We start from the raw sequence: 15200 nt of genomic DNA, 5'->3' as shown, positions 1-15200 counted from the left end.
CTCCGGGGGACCAACGCCCTCCGAGCGTCGGAGCCCGCGGGGGCGTGTCGTCGCACTCGGCACTGGCGACCCCCTGTGCACTCCGCCCCCCAGACGGTACGGGCCGAGGGCGCGACACGCGACGCCTCGGCCCGTGCCGGCTGGGATCAGGCAGAGGGAAGGGCGTTGAGCTTGCGGCTCTGGATCACCTGGTCGACGATCCCGTACTCCTTGGCCTCTTCCGCGGTGAGGATCTTGTCGCGGTCGATGTCCTGCCGGACCTGCTCGGCCGTCCGGCCGGTGTGCCGCGCCAGGATCTGCTCCATCTGGGTGCGGACCCGCTCGATCTCCGCCGCGTGGATCTCCAGGTCCGACACCTGGCCGCCGGCCTCGCCGGAGGGCTGGTGGATCAGCACGCGGGAGTAGGGCAGCGCCAGCCGCTTGCCGGGCGTGCCGGCTGCGAGCAGCACGGCCGCGGCCGAGGCGGCCTGGCCCATGCAGACGGTCTGGATGTCCGGACGGACGAACATCATCGTGTCGTAGATGGCCATCAGCGACGTGAACGAGCCACCGGGCGAGTTGATGTAGATCGTGATGTCGCGGTCGGGGTCGGCCGACTCGAGCGTGATCAGCTGGGCCATCACGTCGTTGGCCGACGCGTCGTCGATCTGCACCCCGAGGAAGATGATCCGCTCCTCGAAGAGCTTGTTGTACGGGTTGCTCTCCTTCATGCCGTAGCTCGTCCGCTCCACGAAGGAGGGGAGGATGTAGCGGCTGGAGGGCAGCTGGAAACCGCTCATGGTCGTCAGTCCTCGCTGCTCAGTTGTCGGTGACCGGGTTGGCGCGGTCGGTCATGGTCGCGCGGCTGACGACGTGGTCGACGAAGCCGTACTCCAGGGCCTCGGCCGCGGTGAACCAGCGGTCGCGGTCGGAGTCCTTCTCGATCTGCTCGATGCTCTGCCCGGTGTGCTGCGACTGCAGCTCGTTGAGCTCGCGCTTGGTGCGGCGGAACAGGTCCGCCTGGATGGCGATGTCGGCCGCGGTGCCGCCGACGCCCGCCGAGGGCTGGTGCATCATGATCCGCGCGTGGGGCAGCGCGTACCGCTTGCCCTTGGTGCCGGCGGTGAGCAGGAACTGGCCCATCGAGGCGGCCAGGCCCATCCCGTAGGTGGCGACGTCGCAGTCGATGAACTGCATCGTGTCGTAGATGGCCATGCCGGCGCTGACCGAGCCGCCGGGCGAGTTGATGTACAGGTGGATGTCCTGCTTCGGGTCCTCGGCGGACAGCAGCAGCATCTGGGCGCAGAGCTGGTTGGCGATCACGTCGTCGACCTGGGTGCCCAGGAAGATGATCCGCTCGCGCAGCAGGCGCTCGTAGACCGAGTCGTTGAGGTTCATCCCCCCGGCCGCGCCGCGCAGCTGCGGGGCGCTGACCTGGTTCGGGTGGGTGCTCACGGGTGTGGTGACCTCCGTAGACGGTCGTGCGTTCGGACTCGGAGTGGGTGGTTCGGGGGTGGTGCAGGGCCCGGGGGCGCGCCGCCCGGGGGGTTCTCCCCGGGGTGCGCCTGAGTCCTGTCGACCCTAACGCGCGGCCCCGGGGCAGGAGTCCCGGCCGGGCCGGGTGTTCGCCCTGGGCGCAGCGGCGGGGTGGGCGCGCGGGCCAGCCGCCCGGGTCCCGGAACGGACGACGCCGCCCCACCCCGGAGCGGGGCGGGACGGCGTCGGCAGCACGGCGTCTCGGCTCAGGCCTTGGCGTCGTCCTCGGCCGGGGCGTCGGTGGCCTCGGCGGCGTCGGTGGCCTCCTCGGCGGTGGGCTCCGCGGCGTCGGCGTCCTCGGCGTCGGCGGCGGCGTCCTCGGCGTCGGCGTCCTCGGCCTCACCGGCGTCCGCGTCCGCGTCCGCGGCGGCGACCGTCTTCGGGCGCAGCGCCTCGAGGTCGACGACGTTGCCCGACTCGTCGCGGATCGTGGTCTGCTCCAGCAGCTGGGCCAGGGCCTTGGTGCGGCGGACGTCGGCGACGAACTCGGCGATGTTGCCGCCCTGCTGCAGCTGCTGGGCGTACTGCTCGGGGCTCACCCGGGCGCGCTGGGCCTGGGCCATGATCTGCGCCGAGAGGTCGTCGTTGTCGACGGTGATCTCGCGGGCGTCGGCGATCGCGTCGAGCACGAACTGCGTCTTGACCGCCTCCTCGACGTTCTTGCGCAGGTCCGCGTCGTAGGCCTCGCGGTCCTCGACGCCGGCAGCCTTCAGGTAGTCGTCCCACGTCATCGAGGCACGGACGAGCTCCTCGTTCATGGCGTTGTTGCGCCACTCGACCTCGCGCTCGACGAGGTTCTCGGGGATCGGGACCTCGATGGTCTCGAGCAGGTGCTCGACCAGCTTGTCGCGGGCCTGCGCGCCCTGCTGCAGCACGCGGGTGCGGCCGAGCCGGGTGCGGACGTCGGCCCGCAGCTCCTCGAGGGTGTCGAACTCGCTGGCGGTGGACGCGAACTCGTCGTCCAGCTCCGGCAGCTCCTTCTCCTTCACCGAGCGGACGGTGACGGTGACCTCGGCGGTCTTGCCGGCGTCGGGGCCGTTGAGCAGCGGGGTCTCGAAGGTCTTCGACTCGTCGGCGGACAGCCCGCGGATGGCGTCGTCCAGGCCCTCCATGAGCTGGCCGGTACCGACCTCGTAGGACATGCCGCTGGTCGAGCCGTCCTCGAGGACCTCGCCGTCGAGCTTCGCCTCGAGGTCGATGGAGACGAAGTCGCCGTCCTGGGCGGCGCGCTCGACGCCGTTGAGCATGGCGAAGCGCTCGCGCATGACGGTGACCTGCTGGTCGACGTCCTCGTCGGAGACCTCGACGTCGTCGACGGTCACCTCGAGCGCGTCGAGGTCGGGCAGCTCCAGCTTGGGCGCGACGTCGACCTCGGCGGTGAACTCCAGGACCTGGTTGTCCTCGAGCTTGGTCACCTCGATCTCGGGCTGGCCGATCACGCGGACCTGGTTCTCGCGGACGACCTCGGAGTAGACCTCGGGCAGCGCGTGGTTGACGACCTGCTCCAGGACGACCGGGCGGCCGACCCGCTGGTCCAGGATGCGGTTGGGCACCTTGCCCGGGCGGAAGCCGGGGATGCGCACCTGGTTGCGCAGCTCCTTGTAGACCTCACCGAAGGCGTGGTCCAGGTCCCCCCAGGGCACCTCGATCGCCATCCGGACCCGCGTGGGGCCCAGTTCCTCGATGGTGCTCTTCACAGCGCAGTGCTCCTCGGGTGTCGCAGTCGGGGGCGGCGTCGGGCGGGACGGACGACGCGGATCGACCCACGAGTCTAGAGACGTCGCGGGCGGCGCCGGGGCGGCGGTCGGGGTGACAGGATTTGAACCTGCGGCCCCCTGCTCCCAAAGCAGGTGCGCTACCAAGCTGCGCCACACCCCGTGGCGGACCGAGTCTAGGTGCGCCCGGCCCGCCACGGCGCCGGCTCACCCCACCGGGCTGCGGCTGCCGGCTGCCCTAGTCGGCCAGGGCGGCGTCGACGGCGGCCTCGACGTGCAGCCGGGTGGTCGGGAAGACCGGGACCGGGCTGTCGGCCTGGCCGATGAGGAGCTCGATCTCGGTACAGCCGAGGATCACGCCCTGCGCCCCGGCGTCGACGAGCCGCTGGATGACGGCCTGGTAGCGCTCGCGCGACTCGTCCCGGACGACGCCGAGGCAGAGCTCCTCGTAGATGACGCGGTGGACCTCGGCGCGGTCGTCGGCGTCGGGGACGAGGACGGTCAGCCCGGCTGCGGCGAGGCGGTCGCGGTAGAAGTCCTGCTCCATGGTGAAGGCGGTGGCGAGCAGGCCGACGGTGCTGATCTCCGCGGCGCGGACGGCCGCCGCGGTGGTGTCGGCCAGGTGGAGCAGCGGGACGGCGACGGCGGCCTGCACCTGGTCGGCGACCTTGTGCATGGTGTTGGTGCAGAGCAGGAGCAGCTCGGCGCCGGCCTTCTCCAGCCGCTGCGCCTCCTCGGCGAGCACCTGCCCGGCGCGGTCCCACTCACCGGCGACCTGCATCGCCTCGATCTCGGCGAAGTCGACCGAGGCGAGGACGAGCCGGGCGGAGTGCAGCCCGCCGAGGCGGTCGCGGACCAGCTCGTTGGCCAGCCGGTAGTACTCCGCCGTCGACTCCCAGCTCATGCCGCCGAGCAGTCCGAGAACGCGCTGGCGGGGTGCATCAGTGCTGGTCACGGCGGCGCTCCTCGCGGGTCGGGGCCGCCCAGCATGCCGGATCGCAGCACCGGCCGGGGCGGCCGCTACGCTGGGCGGGCACCTCCGCGGGTGTAGCTCAATGGTAGAGCCCCAGCCTTCCAAGCTGGCCATGCCGGTTCGATCCCGGTCACCCGCTCCACGCATCACCGCAAGTTAGAGCGCCTGTTGGCGCAACCGGAGAAGGTCTGGAGGACCCTCCGGAAGGCCCGAAATGACGCCTGCTTGACCCCTGTTTTCCGGTCGATTGGTCATGTTCTGGTCACGCCGGGCGGCTCATACGGCGAGGTCGCAGCCTCGCGTCACCCGATCCAGGACCTTGTGACCACACACTGTGGTCACAAGGTCAGCTCGAGGCCGTGCCAAGCGGCGGTCCTTCGCGCAATGTCCTCCACTGGCACGGCCAGCCACTCAGCCGCTGCCCGGCTGTAGACAACGAGTGGCGAAGACGGCGTACTGCCGCAGCGGGGTCTCCCACCAGCCGCGGCGTGCACCAGGTCAGGCTGCTGGCCGCACCGCGCAAGCAGGCGGCCGCTTACGCGGCCGCTGTTGCGGTGCTCGACGCGGCCGCGAAACGACGATTCAGGTAGCTAGCGCTCCCCAAGTCCCTCGTACTCCAGCGGCTCGGCACCGACCGGACAGGCCAAGTCGAGCGCGGTAGCGACAAGTTCGAGCAGCGCATCGATCGGCGTGAACGAACCGAGGCTGCGGCTGGGCCCAGCGGCCGCTAGGAGGTCGTGGACGTCGTCATCCCGGGCCAGCCCGGGGCAACATGGCCTGTGCACCCGTCGGTGCGGGACCTCCACATCGACGCGAACCGCCAGCGAGGCTTAGGCCCACGCGCACCCGGATCGGCTTGCCTGCCGACGGCGAGGACGACGGCACCTGATCCTGGCCTAACCGAATCGGTCACCCGGCAGAGCTAGCCTCCGGCGTATGCGCCCTACGGTGTTAGAAGGCCGCGTCCTGCAAGCCGTTGATGCACTCCGAAAGAGCGTCACGCCCGAAGACGACCTCACCGAGTGCAAAGCGCGGTGGCCGGAGAAGAAGACTGCGCGACAGTTGGCCGGTCTCTGCAACAAGGCGTTCGGAGAGCCTGTCGTTTACACCATCGGGATTCACGACAAGACCGGCGACTTCATGGATCCGGGCCCAATCGATCCCGCAGATTGGTGGGCGGGAATGAAAGGACAGTTCGACCAAACGCCACCCGACATTCTCCTGCACTTGTCAATCGCCGTTGGGGACGGTGAGTATGTTCACGCCTGGGCATTCGACACCAGCAGAGCGCCCTTCGTCGTCAAGTCGGAGAACTCGAAGCTCGAAGTTCCATTTCGGGACGGGACCTCTACTCGCTCGGCGCATCGCCACGAGCTGCTACGAATGTTGCTCCCTCAGACTGCGTCCCCGCCGGCTGTCCTGTTGCACGGACGCCTAGCAGGTACCTGGCAAGGCGCTGCTGATGAGCAGACGACAGAGAGCGGTCGCACGATCGCCGCTACCCCGGAAAGTGCGGAGGTTGCTGGGAACGCAACGATCTTCGTTGAACACGTCGGGCCGAGTCCCATAATGCTGCCGTCGCACGGCATCAGTGGTTACATTGAATTCTACGCCCATCGGCTTGAAGTCGACGTGAGCGCAAGCTCCTACACCTTTGGCTTACAGAAGAAACCCCCAGCACCCACATACGGGATCGACGTCCGTGGTGACGGAGTCGTGGTCACTGGCGCAGGCTCGTTGGGGATTCACATTCGAGAGCGGTTACACAGGTCGGCGCACAGCCTCGGCGATCGCCTCGCTCGAGGTATTCGTACGGCAGGCGCCGTCTCCGCCCGGTAGGTCACCGGCACTACGTCGCGACGTGACAGAGCCTCGTCGTCGCCGCTCATGAGGTGACGACGCGGCTCTGCGCCTTCGCCGGAGCCTAGAAGGTCCACTCCCAGCCGTTGATGTTCGAAACCGAAGATGGTGCGTACACCAGGGTTCCCGCCGGCGCCGGCACATCGAGCACGATGGTGCCGACGTACGTCTGGTTGGGTCCGAGCGGCTCACTGGTGAACTGCTGACTGTTGGGCAGGCAGGCGTAGGCGGGCAGGGTGTAGAGCTCTCGCCGTGTGACGCCGTCAGGCCCGATGAACGCGAAATCCTGCCCGTCGAACGCGAAGTACTCGAGGCCGGTGAGGTTGGCGCCGGTCGTCACGCGCATCTGCACTCCCACGATGACGCCGTTCTCGGGCTCGTAGTCGTAGTACGGCTCCGTGCACTCCAGCGGGGCAACGACACCCTCCACCACGAACGTGAGGGCGGTTCCGCCGTTGGGGTCGAGGAAGCCCGACTCCTCTCCGAAGGCCTTCACCAGATTGCCTCGGGCGTTCGTCGGTGGCCCGGCGGGTGTCGGGGTAGGCCGAGGGGAGGCGTTAGTGGGTCGAGCGCTGGTTGTCGCAGCCGATGACTCGGAGGACCGTTCACTGCTTATCGCGGAGGCGAAGCTCCCGTCCCCATCGCCGCCGCAGGCGGCCAGCGCCATGGTCGCGCAGCCAGCCACTGCAGCTGCAAGTGCTCGTCTCATTGCATCCCCCGTCCGTTCGAAATCCGCGGAGAACCTACGCGGCTGGGGCTCGTAGCCATGGCCGCTGCCAGCTACGAGTCGGCATCGTCTCGTCACAGGCGTCCGCCGTGCCGCGTGCGGCGTCCCAGCCTCGGCTATACCAGGTCGGCGGCCACGCCGGTGCGTCTCCTCGAGTAGAGACGCAACGACCCGGCCCGCGACGTCCTGGTCCTGTGCGACGGGCTTCGGTGACTCGGCGAGCAGGCCGCTTGACGGCTGTGCGACGGCGGCTTCGGCTGGCGGTCCTCGGTAACCTGGCGCCGGCAACACGACCATGGCTCGCCCGACACATGGTGTCGGTGCTGCGGGAGCGGATCCGTCTCCTTAGCCGCCGAGGACGAGGGCCAAGACGGCGACGCCGCTGACGTGGACGGACGGCGCGGCAGCAGCGCGAGCAAGGGGCAGGCGGTCGGAGATCGCTGGACGGGGCGCATCTAGGCGGTCCAGCCCTTCGGTCGACACACCATCTCAACACCACAAAGCGCGTTCGACTGGCTCGGCCGTAGGTAACAGCTCCAGCGGCCGCCCTTCGATGCGAGGTACTTCAGGGAAACAAGATCGCGAGCCGTCACACCTCTTGCACCGCCAGACCTGCGCGTTTGCGGAGACCACGCGGGGGACGGGCCACTCGTAGGTGCACCGAGCGCTGAATCCGTTGTGACGGGTTCAGCGCTCGGGGGAGTCGTCCCGGCGCTGGGCCGCCTCAAGCCGGCCCCGATGTCCGTGACCCGCACGCCTGCACCCGCTGACCTCGGCTGCGGCAGCCTCGATCCGACAATGCATGAGGTGTGTCGCCTCGTCATCTTGCTGAACTCCAGTGCTGACCTCGGAGCGTCTGTGCGTCGACAACCGCCGAGTGGGTCCCGGGCCCAGCCTCGTCTTAGAGGCGCCCTGATCTTGTATCGGATGACCGCCTGCGGCTTCTGCCCCGCGGCCCATGACGAGTCATCCTGATGGCCGGCCGAGTTGGCGGTAGAAGCTGAGCAGACGCCTCAATCGATTGCCCCCTGCCCGCGCTGAGCGTGGGCAGCACTGTCAGTGCGGTCGTCGCATGGAGCGCTGGCGAATGCATTCAGGCGACGGTCGCCTTCTTGGTATCGATCGTGGTTAGAACTGCTGTGCCTTCTAGCGAGACAACGGAGGGCGCGACGGGCATTGGCGCCATAACGACAGCTCGTCCCAGCGCGGCCGCTCAAAGCGCGTGGCAGCCGACTCCCTAGGCTGCTCTAGAAGCACCCAGGACGGGCACGACCATGGCCGACCCGGGTGCGCGGCAGGCTGGCCGCACATGCGCCGCCCTAGTCGTCGCGAGTAGACTCTTCGAAGGGAATCACAACCATCCCCTTTGCGCTCAGGCCGGCGACATGCTTATAAACAGTCAAGGCCCTATTAGCCACCTCAGAGCCGATAACCTCGGCCAATGAGACGGCGGCCCTATTAGCCTTCAGAGACAAGGCCAAGAGAAATTCAAGCAGCTTTTTCCGTTTATCGCTGTCCAGCTCGAAGCGTCTGACTGTTCCAAGGTAGGCGGCCGCGAGTACCTCCCAAACGCGCAGCTCCACCTCGGGATGCAGGTCTCGACTTAGATTCTCGAGAAACTCCCGAACAGAGCCCATAGGGTCACCACCGGCGTCCTCGAGCACCTGTTTCAGAATGTGGACTCGCACTATAGAGTGGCCATCTATGGTCAGCGGTCGCGCGGGTGCCATTTTGAGGGAATCGAGGGCCATCAGCTCCGATTGTCCACTGGGAGCTCTCAGCTTGTTGAAAACGTCCAGCCGACCAGCAATATCCGGCCGGATAGCTTGGAGGATCTCAAATGCCACTTCCTCGAGAGACTTCCCGTCAGCTACTACGGCCTTCTTGTCGGCCAACGGCGGAGAAAAGCTCAGCACCTCATCGTGCGACACACCGAACCAGACTGGAAGAATCACCTTGCCACGCGCGGCAATCTCCCGACTAACGAGGCCGCGGAGTTCATACTCCGGCCAGGGCTTTTCAATAAACTTCTTACTGAGCACTACGAGTCCATACTTAGCCTTCGCAAGGCCGGCATCTATGGAGCGCGAAAGGCTATCGCCGACAGTGAGACTAAATTCGTCGTACCAGACATTCACGCCTTGATCCGCAAGATACTGAGCTAGGGGCCGCACCAGCGTCGACTTATCTTCACTTGCATGCGATACGAACAGGTCGATCTCGAGACTGCCTGCTGTCATGGTCCCCCCCATGCACTTCGATCCTGTACTGCAAGTTCGCCATAGTGCCGTTGGCCACGGTCACGTGACGGTGGACGCAACTTCGGTGGACAGTATCGCCGGGCAACGTCCCCAACGTTTAGGCACTAGGTGCGGAAGACCCCGGACCAGCGACGTCCTGGTGTAGCCGTGAGGGGTCCCACAGGCCCGGGATACCACCCCTACTCATTGGAACCGCTGGGGAGTCTGCGCTCGGAATTCAGGCCCCTCTAATTCGCGGCTGTCGAATCCGTATTCCTCGGGAAGCGCGCCATAGCGTGTGCTCCCTCGAGATTGCTTCCTCCGCCTCTCCCACGAACCGACCCCAAGTCTCCTCGCTAGAGACGGCCTCAGCCTCCGAGGCCACCGACGCTAATTCAAGCGCCGTGACCGCATATGCAGTAGCCAGCGTCTGATACTGCTTAGCCTGCACCCACGCAATGATAGTTGCCGCAATTCCCCCCAGTAGACCCAGCAAGTCCACGTCAAGGACGCCGAAAGCTCGGAGGGCGCCCCCGATCACGCCAGCGAACTCAAACACGATGCTCGCAACGAACCATTGCTGAGCACGTTTCTTGTTCCATTTCGCCTTACGTGAGTACCAGTTGTGCTGGTCGAGGATTCGACCGTGCAAATAGATTGCTCTTCGCGAATCGAAATCCAGCGCACGCAGGTGTCGCATCTTCTGCGTGATCTGCGAACCGCCCGCGACAGACAACTGCAAGGAGTCAAGATCCTGCAGGAGTTCGTTCAGTTCCGCGAGGAACTTTCTGTCCGCAGTACCGTCGGCCGCATCCTCAAAGGACTCACCTCGGACGGCATAGCGCCAAGTTAATGTCTTCGCGGACTCTGCGGCCGCTCTTCCCTCGTACCAAGTTCGATCCGGGCGCACAGTCGCGGTATAGAGCTCTGCCGCCAGGGCAATGAGGAAGGCTACGAGAGAGATGAGCCCACCCACCTGGATGCTACCAACTGACCAAGCGATCACTCCCCCCGCGGTCGCCGCAAGCAACCCCCCGAGTCGTACCCGCAGCGCCGCAAGGAAGTTCTGTTGAGCTTCGAGCGAAGTCGTGTCGGCGCTCCTATAGAGGGCAGGAAAGTCATCCGGGTCGAGCAAGGTCTGTGACTGCGGATCAGCCAATGGCCTTGACAATCGCGTCAATGTCCCAGCCGTAGACGGGGGCTCTAACTAGCGTCAGCGCCGAGGGGGTCGGGCAGGTCTTATCACGGTACAGCCGTACACCAAAGATCTTCTTGCCAAGCGCGCCGGCCTTCTCGATCTCCCACTTGACCCAGGAGCTTCGACTCGTCTGTGGGCCAATTAGGCAGATAGTCACAGACGCCGCTCTAATCTTTGCTGTGATCTTCGACTTGATGTATTCGGCGTTCTGGCTGTTATACGGCACCTTCACCGAATAGTCGTCGAAGTCTAGGTCGCTCTTCTTGTTCTTGGCCTGACCTCGGAAGAGTCGAACACGGTCCAAGTCTTCCTCGACAAAGGAGAGGAAAGCGTGCTTAGTCATAAACGATCCCATCTAATCGAAGAGTGAAAGGATGTCAGCTTAGCGTGACGGGAGTCACTGGCGCTGTCGGCGCCCCTCACGGGGCTCACGCCGTCTACAGAGGGAGGTAACGACGACGTGAGACGTTGCCGAGGCATCGATCGCGTCCTGCCGTTGGCCGTCTGAACTCGGCCCACGAGGGCAGTCGGCGCGGAGCAGTGGCAGCAGGTGTCGGCGTTCTTATGTGCCGAGGCATGCTGCTTGTCCAGCGAGCTTGGCAGCGTAGGAGTCGTTCGTGAACTGTCGAACACTCTGCGCGCCAGCCAAAGGCGTTGGTGCCTCATAGTGGGCCACTAAAGGACACGGGCTGTAGATGGCATGCCATGGCACTGTCGCCCTCGCCGGGGGCGAGCCGGTGCTGGAGGTTCGCGGAAGGTTGCTGGCAAACCTTTCGTCATGACGGCGCACTGGACGACCGAACCGCAGCACTCCCCGAGCAGCCGGCTCATGACCGTCGCGCAGGCCGGTGAGTTCCTCGGCACGGGCGAGCGCTTCATCCGCCGGCTCATCACGGAGCGCCGGATCAGCTACGTCAAAGTCGGCAAGTATGTGCGCCTCGAACGGACGACGCTAGACGCGTTTGTGGATGCCGGACGCGTCCCCAGTTTGCGCTGATTCCGACACGCGCTCGCTGAGGTCGCCCAAGGTCGCGGCATGCCCAAGCGGACGTTCGGGTCTGTTGACCGGTTACCGAGCGGCCGCTTCCGCGCCCGGTACCTGGGCCCCGACGGTCGCCGACACAGCAAGATCTTCGTGGCCAAGGCGGACGGCTGGGCCTGGCTGGCAAGCGAACAAACCGACCTCCTCCGGAAGAGCTGGCGTGCCCCCAACGCCAGCGGCCGATCCGTCGGCGAGTACGCCCAGGACTACCTCGCCCGCAGCGACCTCCGGGAGAGCACCCGCGTGCTCTATACCGGCCTGTGGCGCCACCACCTCGCCAAGGCGTGGGCCCACGTCCCCGTCGACGAGATCACCCCGGCCGCAGTCCGCTCCTGGCATGCCAAGGCCGGTGGCACTACGCGTCCAACAGCGCTGGCGCAGTCGTACCGACTGCTCCGCGCCATCCTGAACGTCGCCGTCGCCGACGAGGCGATCCCCTCCAACCCGTGCCGACTGCGCGGTGCAGGCACGCCGAAGGCTTCCCGCCCGTCCCGCGCGCTCACCGCGGCCGAAGCCCTTCAACTGGCCGAGCAACTGGGGGGAGACCGGAGAACCGAGCGCTACCGCGCACTCCTCCTCGTCCTGGCCTTCGGCGGGCTCCGGTTCGGGGAGGCCACCGCCCTCCGCCGGTCCGACGTCCTGTCCGGAGGCCGACTGCGCGTCGAGCGATCGGTCCGTCGTGTTAGCGGCCGTTGGGTGGTTGGCGAGCCCAAGACCGACGCCGGGCACCGAACCGTGACGCTCCCTGCTGCCATTGCAGCGGTACTGGAGGACCACCTGGAGAAGCACGTTGCCGCGGCTCCGGGCGCGCTTCTGTTCTCCACCAGTACGGGCGGCTACCTCGCGCGCAGCAACTGGAACTCGACCTTCCGCCGCGCCGCGACCGCCATCGGCCTGCCGGCGGTCCGGCCGCACGAGCTCCGCCACACCGGCGCCACCCTCGCCGCAGGCACCGGCGCCACGACCAAGGAACTGATGCGCCGGCTCGGCCACTCCTCCCCCGCCGCCGCCCTGGTCTACCAGCACGCGGCCGACGACCGGGACGCCGACATCGCCCGCGCGCTCGACGCCATGCTGGCCGCACTGGGCGACGACCAGGACGGCTCCGAACCGCCGGAGTAGCAGCTGCCGAGAACGCGATTGGTCACGTAGTGGTCACGCAGGCCCGACTTTGGCCCCCAGCAAGCCTCTCACCAGCGCATACGGCGCCGAGCGCCCTGCCTTCCAAGCTGGCCATGCCGGTTCGATCCCGGTCACCCGCTCCGCGGATGACCTCAGCTCGAGCAGCCTGACCACAGGAGGACTGGAGCACCGTCCGAAGGCCCGGGTGAACCCTTCAGGACCCTTCCGAGTCGCAGTACACGGGCGGCCCGCTGAGGCCCGCCGGAACGAGCCAGGCCGCTCGGGCCAACCGCCCCTCGCCGAAGCAGGGACGATGGCCGGAGCGGCCCGTGAGGGGCTGCGATCAGAACTGGTACTCGGGGCAGAAGTTCACGACCGCCGAGGCGACGATCGCCATGCTCTGGCTCTGGGTCAGGCCGGCCTCAATGCCCATGTCGACGGCGCTCTCCACCGCGGCCGGGCTGCCCGAGGTCGAGTCGAGGTACTCGCAGGTGGAGTGCCCGACGTCGATCAGTGTGGACTCCGAGGCGCCCGGGAAGGTGGCGTAACTCTCGGCGTCGGCGATGAACTCGCGCTCAGAGGCGGTCTGGCCCGAGGTCACCGGCGGCGTGTAGACCGCGACCTCGTCGTCCGTCTCGCGGACGTCCGGGCGCGAGTCCTGGTCGAGGCTCGAGGAGCCGTTGCCGGCCGAGACGCTCGAATCCGGCTCACTGGTCAGGAGCAGGGTCACGGCGACCGCACCCCCGACGAGGGCGAGCAGGAGCGCGACGATCAGCGCCGGGACGAGCCGGCTGCGCTTCGCCGTCTGCGGCGCCTCGACCGGGTGCAGTGAGCCGATGGGGGCGTCGTAGGACGTCGGGCGGACGGGGAACTCCGGGCTGTAGGCGACGTACTCGACGCGGGGCCGCGGGACGAGGTCGTGGAGCGGGCCGCCAGCGGTGGAGGTGCCGTGGCCGACCTGCAGGGTGGGTTCGCTCATCGCGGGTCCTTCTCTCTCGACGATCCGCGCAGCGGCTCGTGGTACTGACCAGGACCCTCGACACACGCCGCCTGGCCTGTCGGCTCCGGCGGTGACCGGTCGGTTCAGTCCCCGTGGTGCGCCTTTCAGCGCGAGAGCAGTTTCGGTACCCGCCATTACTCGGGCTAGAGGGAGGAACCCTTGCGAGTGAGGGCCGACAGGGGCGCTCGTCGGCATCGGGACATTGGGCGACGGCAAGCGCGCTGGCGGCCGATCGAGCAGCTCGCCCGCACGACCGTGCTGGCCATGCCGGTTCGATCCCGGTCACCCGCTCCGCGCGGAATCGCAGCTCAGGCCGCTCGCCTGGTCTCGTACCTGGTCAGGAGCACGCCGCCGGGGAAGGGCCGGGTCTCCACCAGGTCCAGGTCCACCCAGTTGTCGACGGCCGTGAAGAACGGCGTGCCGCCGCCCACCAGGACCGGGTGCGTGACGAGCACGTACTCGTCGATCAGCCCGGCCCGCATGGCCGCCGCGGCGAGGGTGGCGCCGCCGACGTCCATGGGACCACCGTCCTCGGCCTTGAGCCGGGTCATCTCGGTGACCGCGTCGCCGGAGACCAGCCGGGCGTTCCCGTCGACCGCGCCGATCGTCGAGGAGAACACCACCTTCGGCATGTCCCGCCAGCGATGGGCGAACTCTGCGTGCGCCGGTGTGACGCCGGGCTGCTGGTCGGCGGTCGGCCAGTGGGAGTTCATCCCCTCCCACAGCCGGCGCCCGTACAACGACAGGCCCGTCGCCCCCACCCGGTCCGACCAGTACTGGAAGAGCTCGTCGCTCGGCACGCTCCAGCCGAGGTCGTCGCCCGGCGCCGCGACGTAGCCGTCCAGGCTCACGTTCATCGCGAAGCTCAGTGTCCGCATGGCGTCATCTCCCGGGAGTCGGTGTCCGGGCACGGAGACCGCCACCGCGCGGAGAAGTCATCGGTCAGACGACACGACGGCCGGCTGCCTCGTCCACCTCGGGTGGCAGGGCCTCGTAGCCCGGGACCGTGCCGTCCCACAGCCAACGCGTCGTCAGCCTGCCGAGGGACGCCACGGCGTCCGTCACCTCGTGCGTGGCGGCCTGGATCTCCGACGCCGTCTCCGGGGTGACCGGGCGGCTCGCCCACGCGACGTCCGCCCGCGCACGCCAGCCCCGCAACGACTCGTACACGTCGGCGAACGGACCGTCGACGTAACGGACGTCGTCCGTGCGGAACGGCACGCGGAGCAGCCAGGTCATCGACGCGTCGAAGTGCGCGCGAGCCCCCTCGAAGCGGGCCCGGACGGCGGACTCGGCGGCGTCGTCGCGTCGGCCCGCCGCGTCGTACCCGGCGCGCGCGTGCAGGGCCCCGCTCATGATCGCCATGTCCTGGAGCAGGTCCGCGAGACGGTCCCCGACCCCGGCGACCATCTCCCGTCGCGCCTCGCGGCCCACCGCCGCCCCGTCCTCGGCATCCACCTGCGCCGTCCCGGCACCCGCCGTCCGCTGCCGGGAGAGGGAGGACGCGAGGACGCCGACGCCGGCGATCAGCAGCACCCACCCGACGCCGTGGACGACCACGTCCATCCAGAACTCGTCGTCGCCCCACGCCCGGCCGTTCGGCCCCCACCCCGCGTCGCCGTCGGGCAGCCGGACGACGGCGACGACGACCGCCAGGGCACCGATCAGCGTCAGCGCCGCGATCGCCAGCCACGCACGCTTCAGCGGTTCCCGCGGGAGCATCGTCGACCTCACCCTCTCCCCCGGTGTGCTCGCTGGCCCCATGACGCCCCCCGTCGCGCCGTCGCTGCTCGGCTCGGCCCCACCCA

At 67.8% G+C, this 15200-nt stretch carries 13 protein-coding genes and 2 tRNA genes; 3 read left to right on the top strand and 12 right to left on the bottom strand.

The window, feature by feature from the left end:
* Positions 1-146 precede the first annotated feature (146 nt).
* From ACI79F_RS05205 to ACI79F_RS05185, 5 genes are all read right to left on the bottom strand, one after another.
* Positions 147-779, bottom strand: a complete 633-nt coding sequence (locus ACI79F_RS05205; protein ID WP_456543923.1) for an ATP-dependent Clp protease proteolytic subunit — start codon at positions 777-779, stop codon at positions 147-149.
* A 19-nt stretch (positions 780-798) separates the two neighbouring features.
* On the bottom strand, positions 799-1434 hold the full coding sequence (locus tag ACI79F_RS05200; RefSeq protein ID WP_456543924.1) for an ATP-dependent Clp protease proteolytic subunit: 636 nt from the start codon (positions 1432-1434) through the stop codon (positions 799-801).
* 287 nt (positions 1435-1721) lie between these two features.
* Positions 1722-3212 carry a trigger factor gene (gene tig / locus ACI79F_RS05195; protein ID WP_456543925.1) on the bottom strand — a complete coding sequence of 497 codons (1491 nt, stop codon included), beginning with the start codon at positions 3210-3212 and terminating at the stop codon, positions 1722-1724.
* Between the two features lie 107 nt (positions 3213-3319).
* Positions 3320-3393, bottom strand: a tRNA-Pro gene (locus ACI79F_RS05190).
* A 75-nt stretch (positions 3394-3468) separates the two neighbouring features.
* The gene (locus ACI79F_RS05185) at positions 3469-4185 is read right to left on the bottom strand and encodes an aspartate/glutamate racemase family protein (RefSeq protein WP_456543926.1); all 717 of its coding nucleotides are present in this window, start codon (positions 4183-4185) and stop codon (positions 3469-3471) included.
* Between the two features lie 86 nt (positions 4186-4271).
* On the opposite strand from ACI79F_RS05185, the gene ACI79F_RS05180 reads away from it, so the two are divergent.
* A tRNA-Gly gene (locus tag ACI79F_RS05180) sits at positions 4272-4345 on the top strand.
* 1782 nt (positions 4346-6127) lie between these two features.
* Here ACI79F_RS05180 and ACI79F_RS05175 read toward each other — a convergent pair.
* The 4 genes from ACI79F_RS05175 to ACI79F_RS05160 form a co-directional block, all read right to left on the bottom strand.
* Complete coding sequence (locus ACI79F_RS05175; protein ID WP_456543927.1) at positions 6128-6559, bottom strand: hypothetical protein; 432 nt, start codon at positions 6557-6559, stop codon at positions 6128-6130.
* A 1550-nt stretch (positions 6560-8109) separates the two neighbouring features.
* The gene (locus tag ACI79F_RS05170; RefSeq protein ID WP_456543928.1) at positions 8110-9042 is read right to left on the bottom strand and encodes a TIR domain-containing protein; all 933 of its coding nucleotides are present in this window, start codon (positions 9040-9042) and stop codon (positions 8110-8112) included.
* A gap of 226 nt (positions 9043-9268) precedes the next feature.
* Positions 9269-10189: a DUF4231 domain-containing protein gene (locus ACI79F_RS05165; RefSeq protein WP_456543929.1), complete on the bottom strand. Its 921-nt coding sequence runs from the start codon at positions 10187-10189 to the stop codon at positions 9269-9271.
* Positions 10182-10571, bottom strand: a complete 390-nt coding sequence (locus ACI79F_RS05160) for a TIR domain-containing protein (RefSeq protein ID WP_456543930.1) — start codon at positions 10569-10571, stop codon at positions 10182-10184. Before ACI79F_RS05160 ends, ACI79F_RS05165 begins: the two co-directional genes overlap by 8 nt.
* Positions 10572-11057: 486 nt before the next feature.
* Between ACI79F_RS05160 and ACI79F_RS05155 the strand changes: the two genes are divergently transcribed.
* Together ACI79F_RS05155 and ACI79F_RS05150 are read left to right on the top strand one after the other, a co-directional pair.
* Complete coding sequence (locus tag ACI79F_RS05155; protein ID WP_456543931.1) at positions 11058-11225, top strand: excisionase family DNA-binding protein; 168 nt, start codon at positions 11058-11060, stop codon at positions 11223-11225.
* Positions 11226-11264: 39 nt separating this feature from the next.
* Positions 11265-12392, top strand: coding sequence for a site-specific integrase (locus ACI79F_RS05150; protein ID WP_456543932.1), 1128 nt, complete (start codon positions 11265-11267; stop codon positions 12390-12392).
* 343 nt (positions 12393-12735) lie between these two features.
* On the opposite strand, the gene ACI79F_RS05145 is transcribed toward ACI79F_RS05150, so the two are convergent.
* The 3 genes from ACI79F_RS05145 to ACI79F_RS05135 form a co-directional block, all read right to left on the bottom strand.
* Positions 12736-13371 carry a DUF732 domain-containing protein gene (locus tag ACI79F_RS05145; protein WP_456543933.1) on the bottom strand — a complete coding sequence of 212 codons (636 nt, stop codon included), beginning with the start codon at positions 13369-13371 and terminating at the stop codon, positions 12736-12738.
* A 329-nt stretch (positions 13372-13700) separates the two neighbouring features.
* On the bottom strand, positions 13701-14270 hold the full coding sequence (locus ACI79F_RS05140) for a dihydrofolate reductase family protein (protein ID WP_456543934.1): 570 nt from the start codon (positions 14268-14270) through the stop codon (positions 13701-13703).
* A gap of 64 nt (positions 14271-14334) precedes the next feature.
* Positions 14335-15114 carry a hypothetical protein gene (locus ACI79F_RS05135; RefSeq protein ID WP_456543935.1) on the bottom strand — a complete coding sequence of 260 codons (780 nt, stop codon included), beginning with the start codon at positions 15112-15114 and terminating at the stop codon, positions 14335-14337.
* Between the last annotated feature and the right edge of the window lie 86 nt (positions 15115-15200).

The organism is Blastococcus sp. SYSU D00868 (assembly GCF_054050575.1).
The sequence above is the reverse complement of the archived record's forward strand: the minus strand, read 5'-3'. Positions and strand labels throughout refer to the sequence as shown.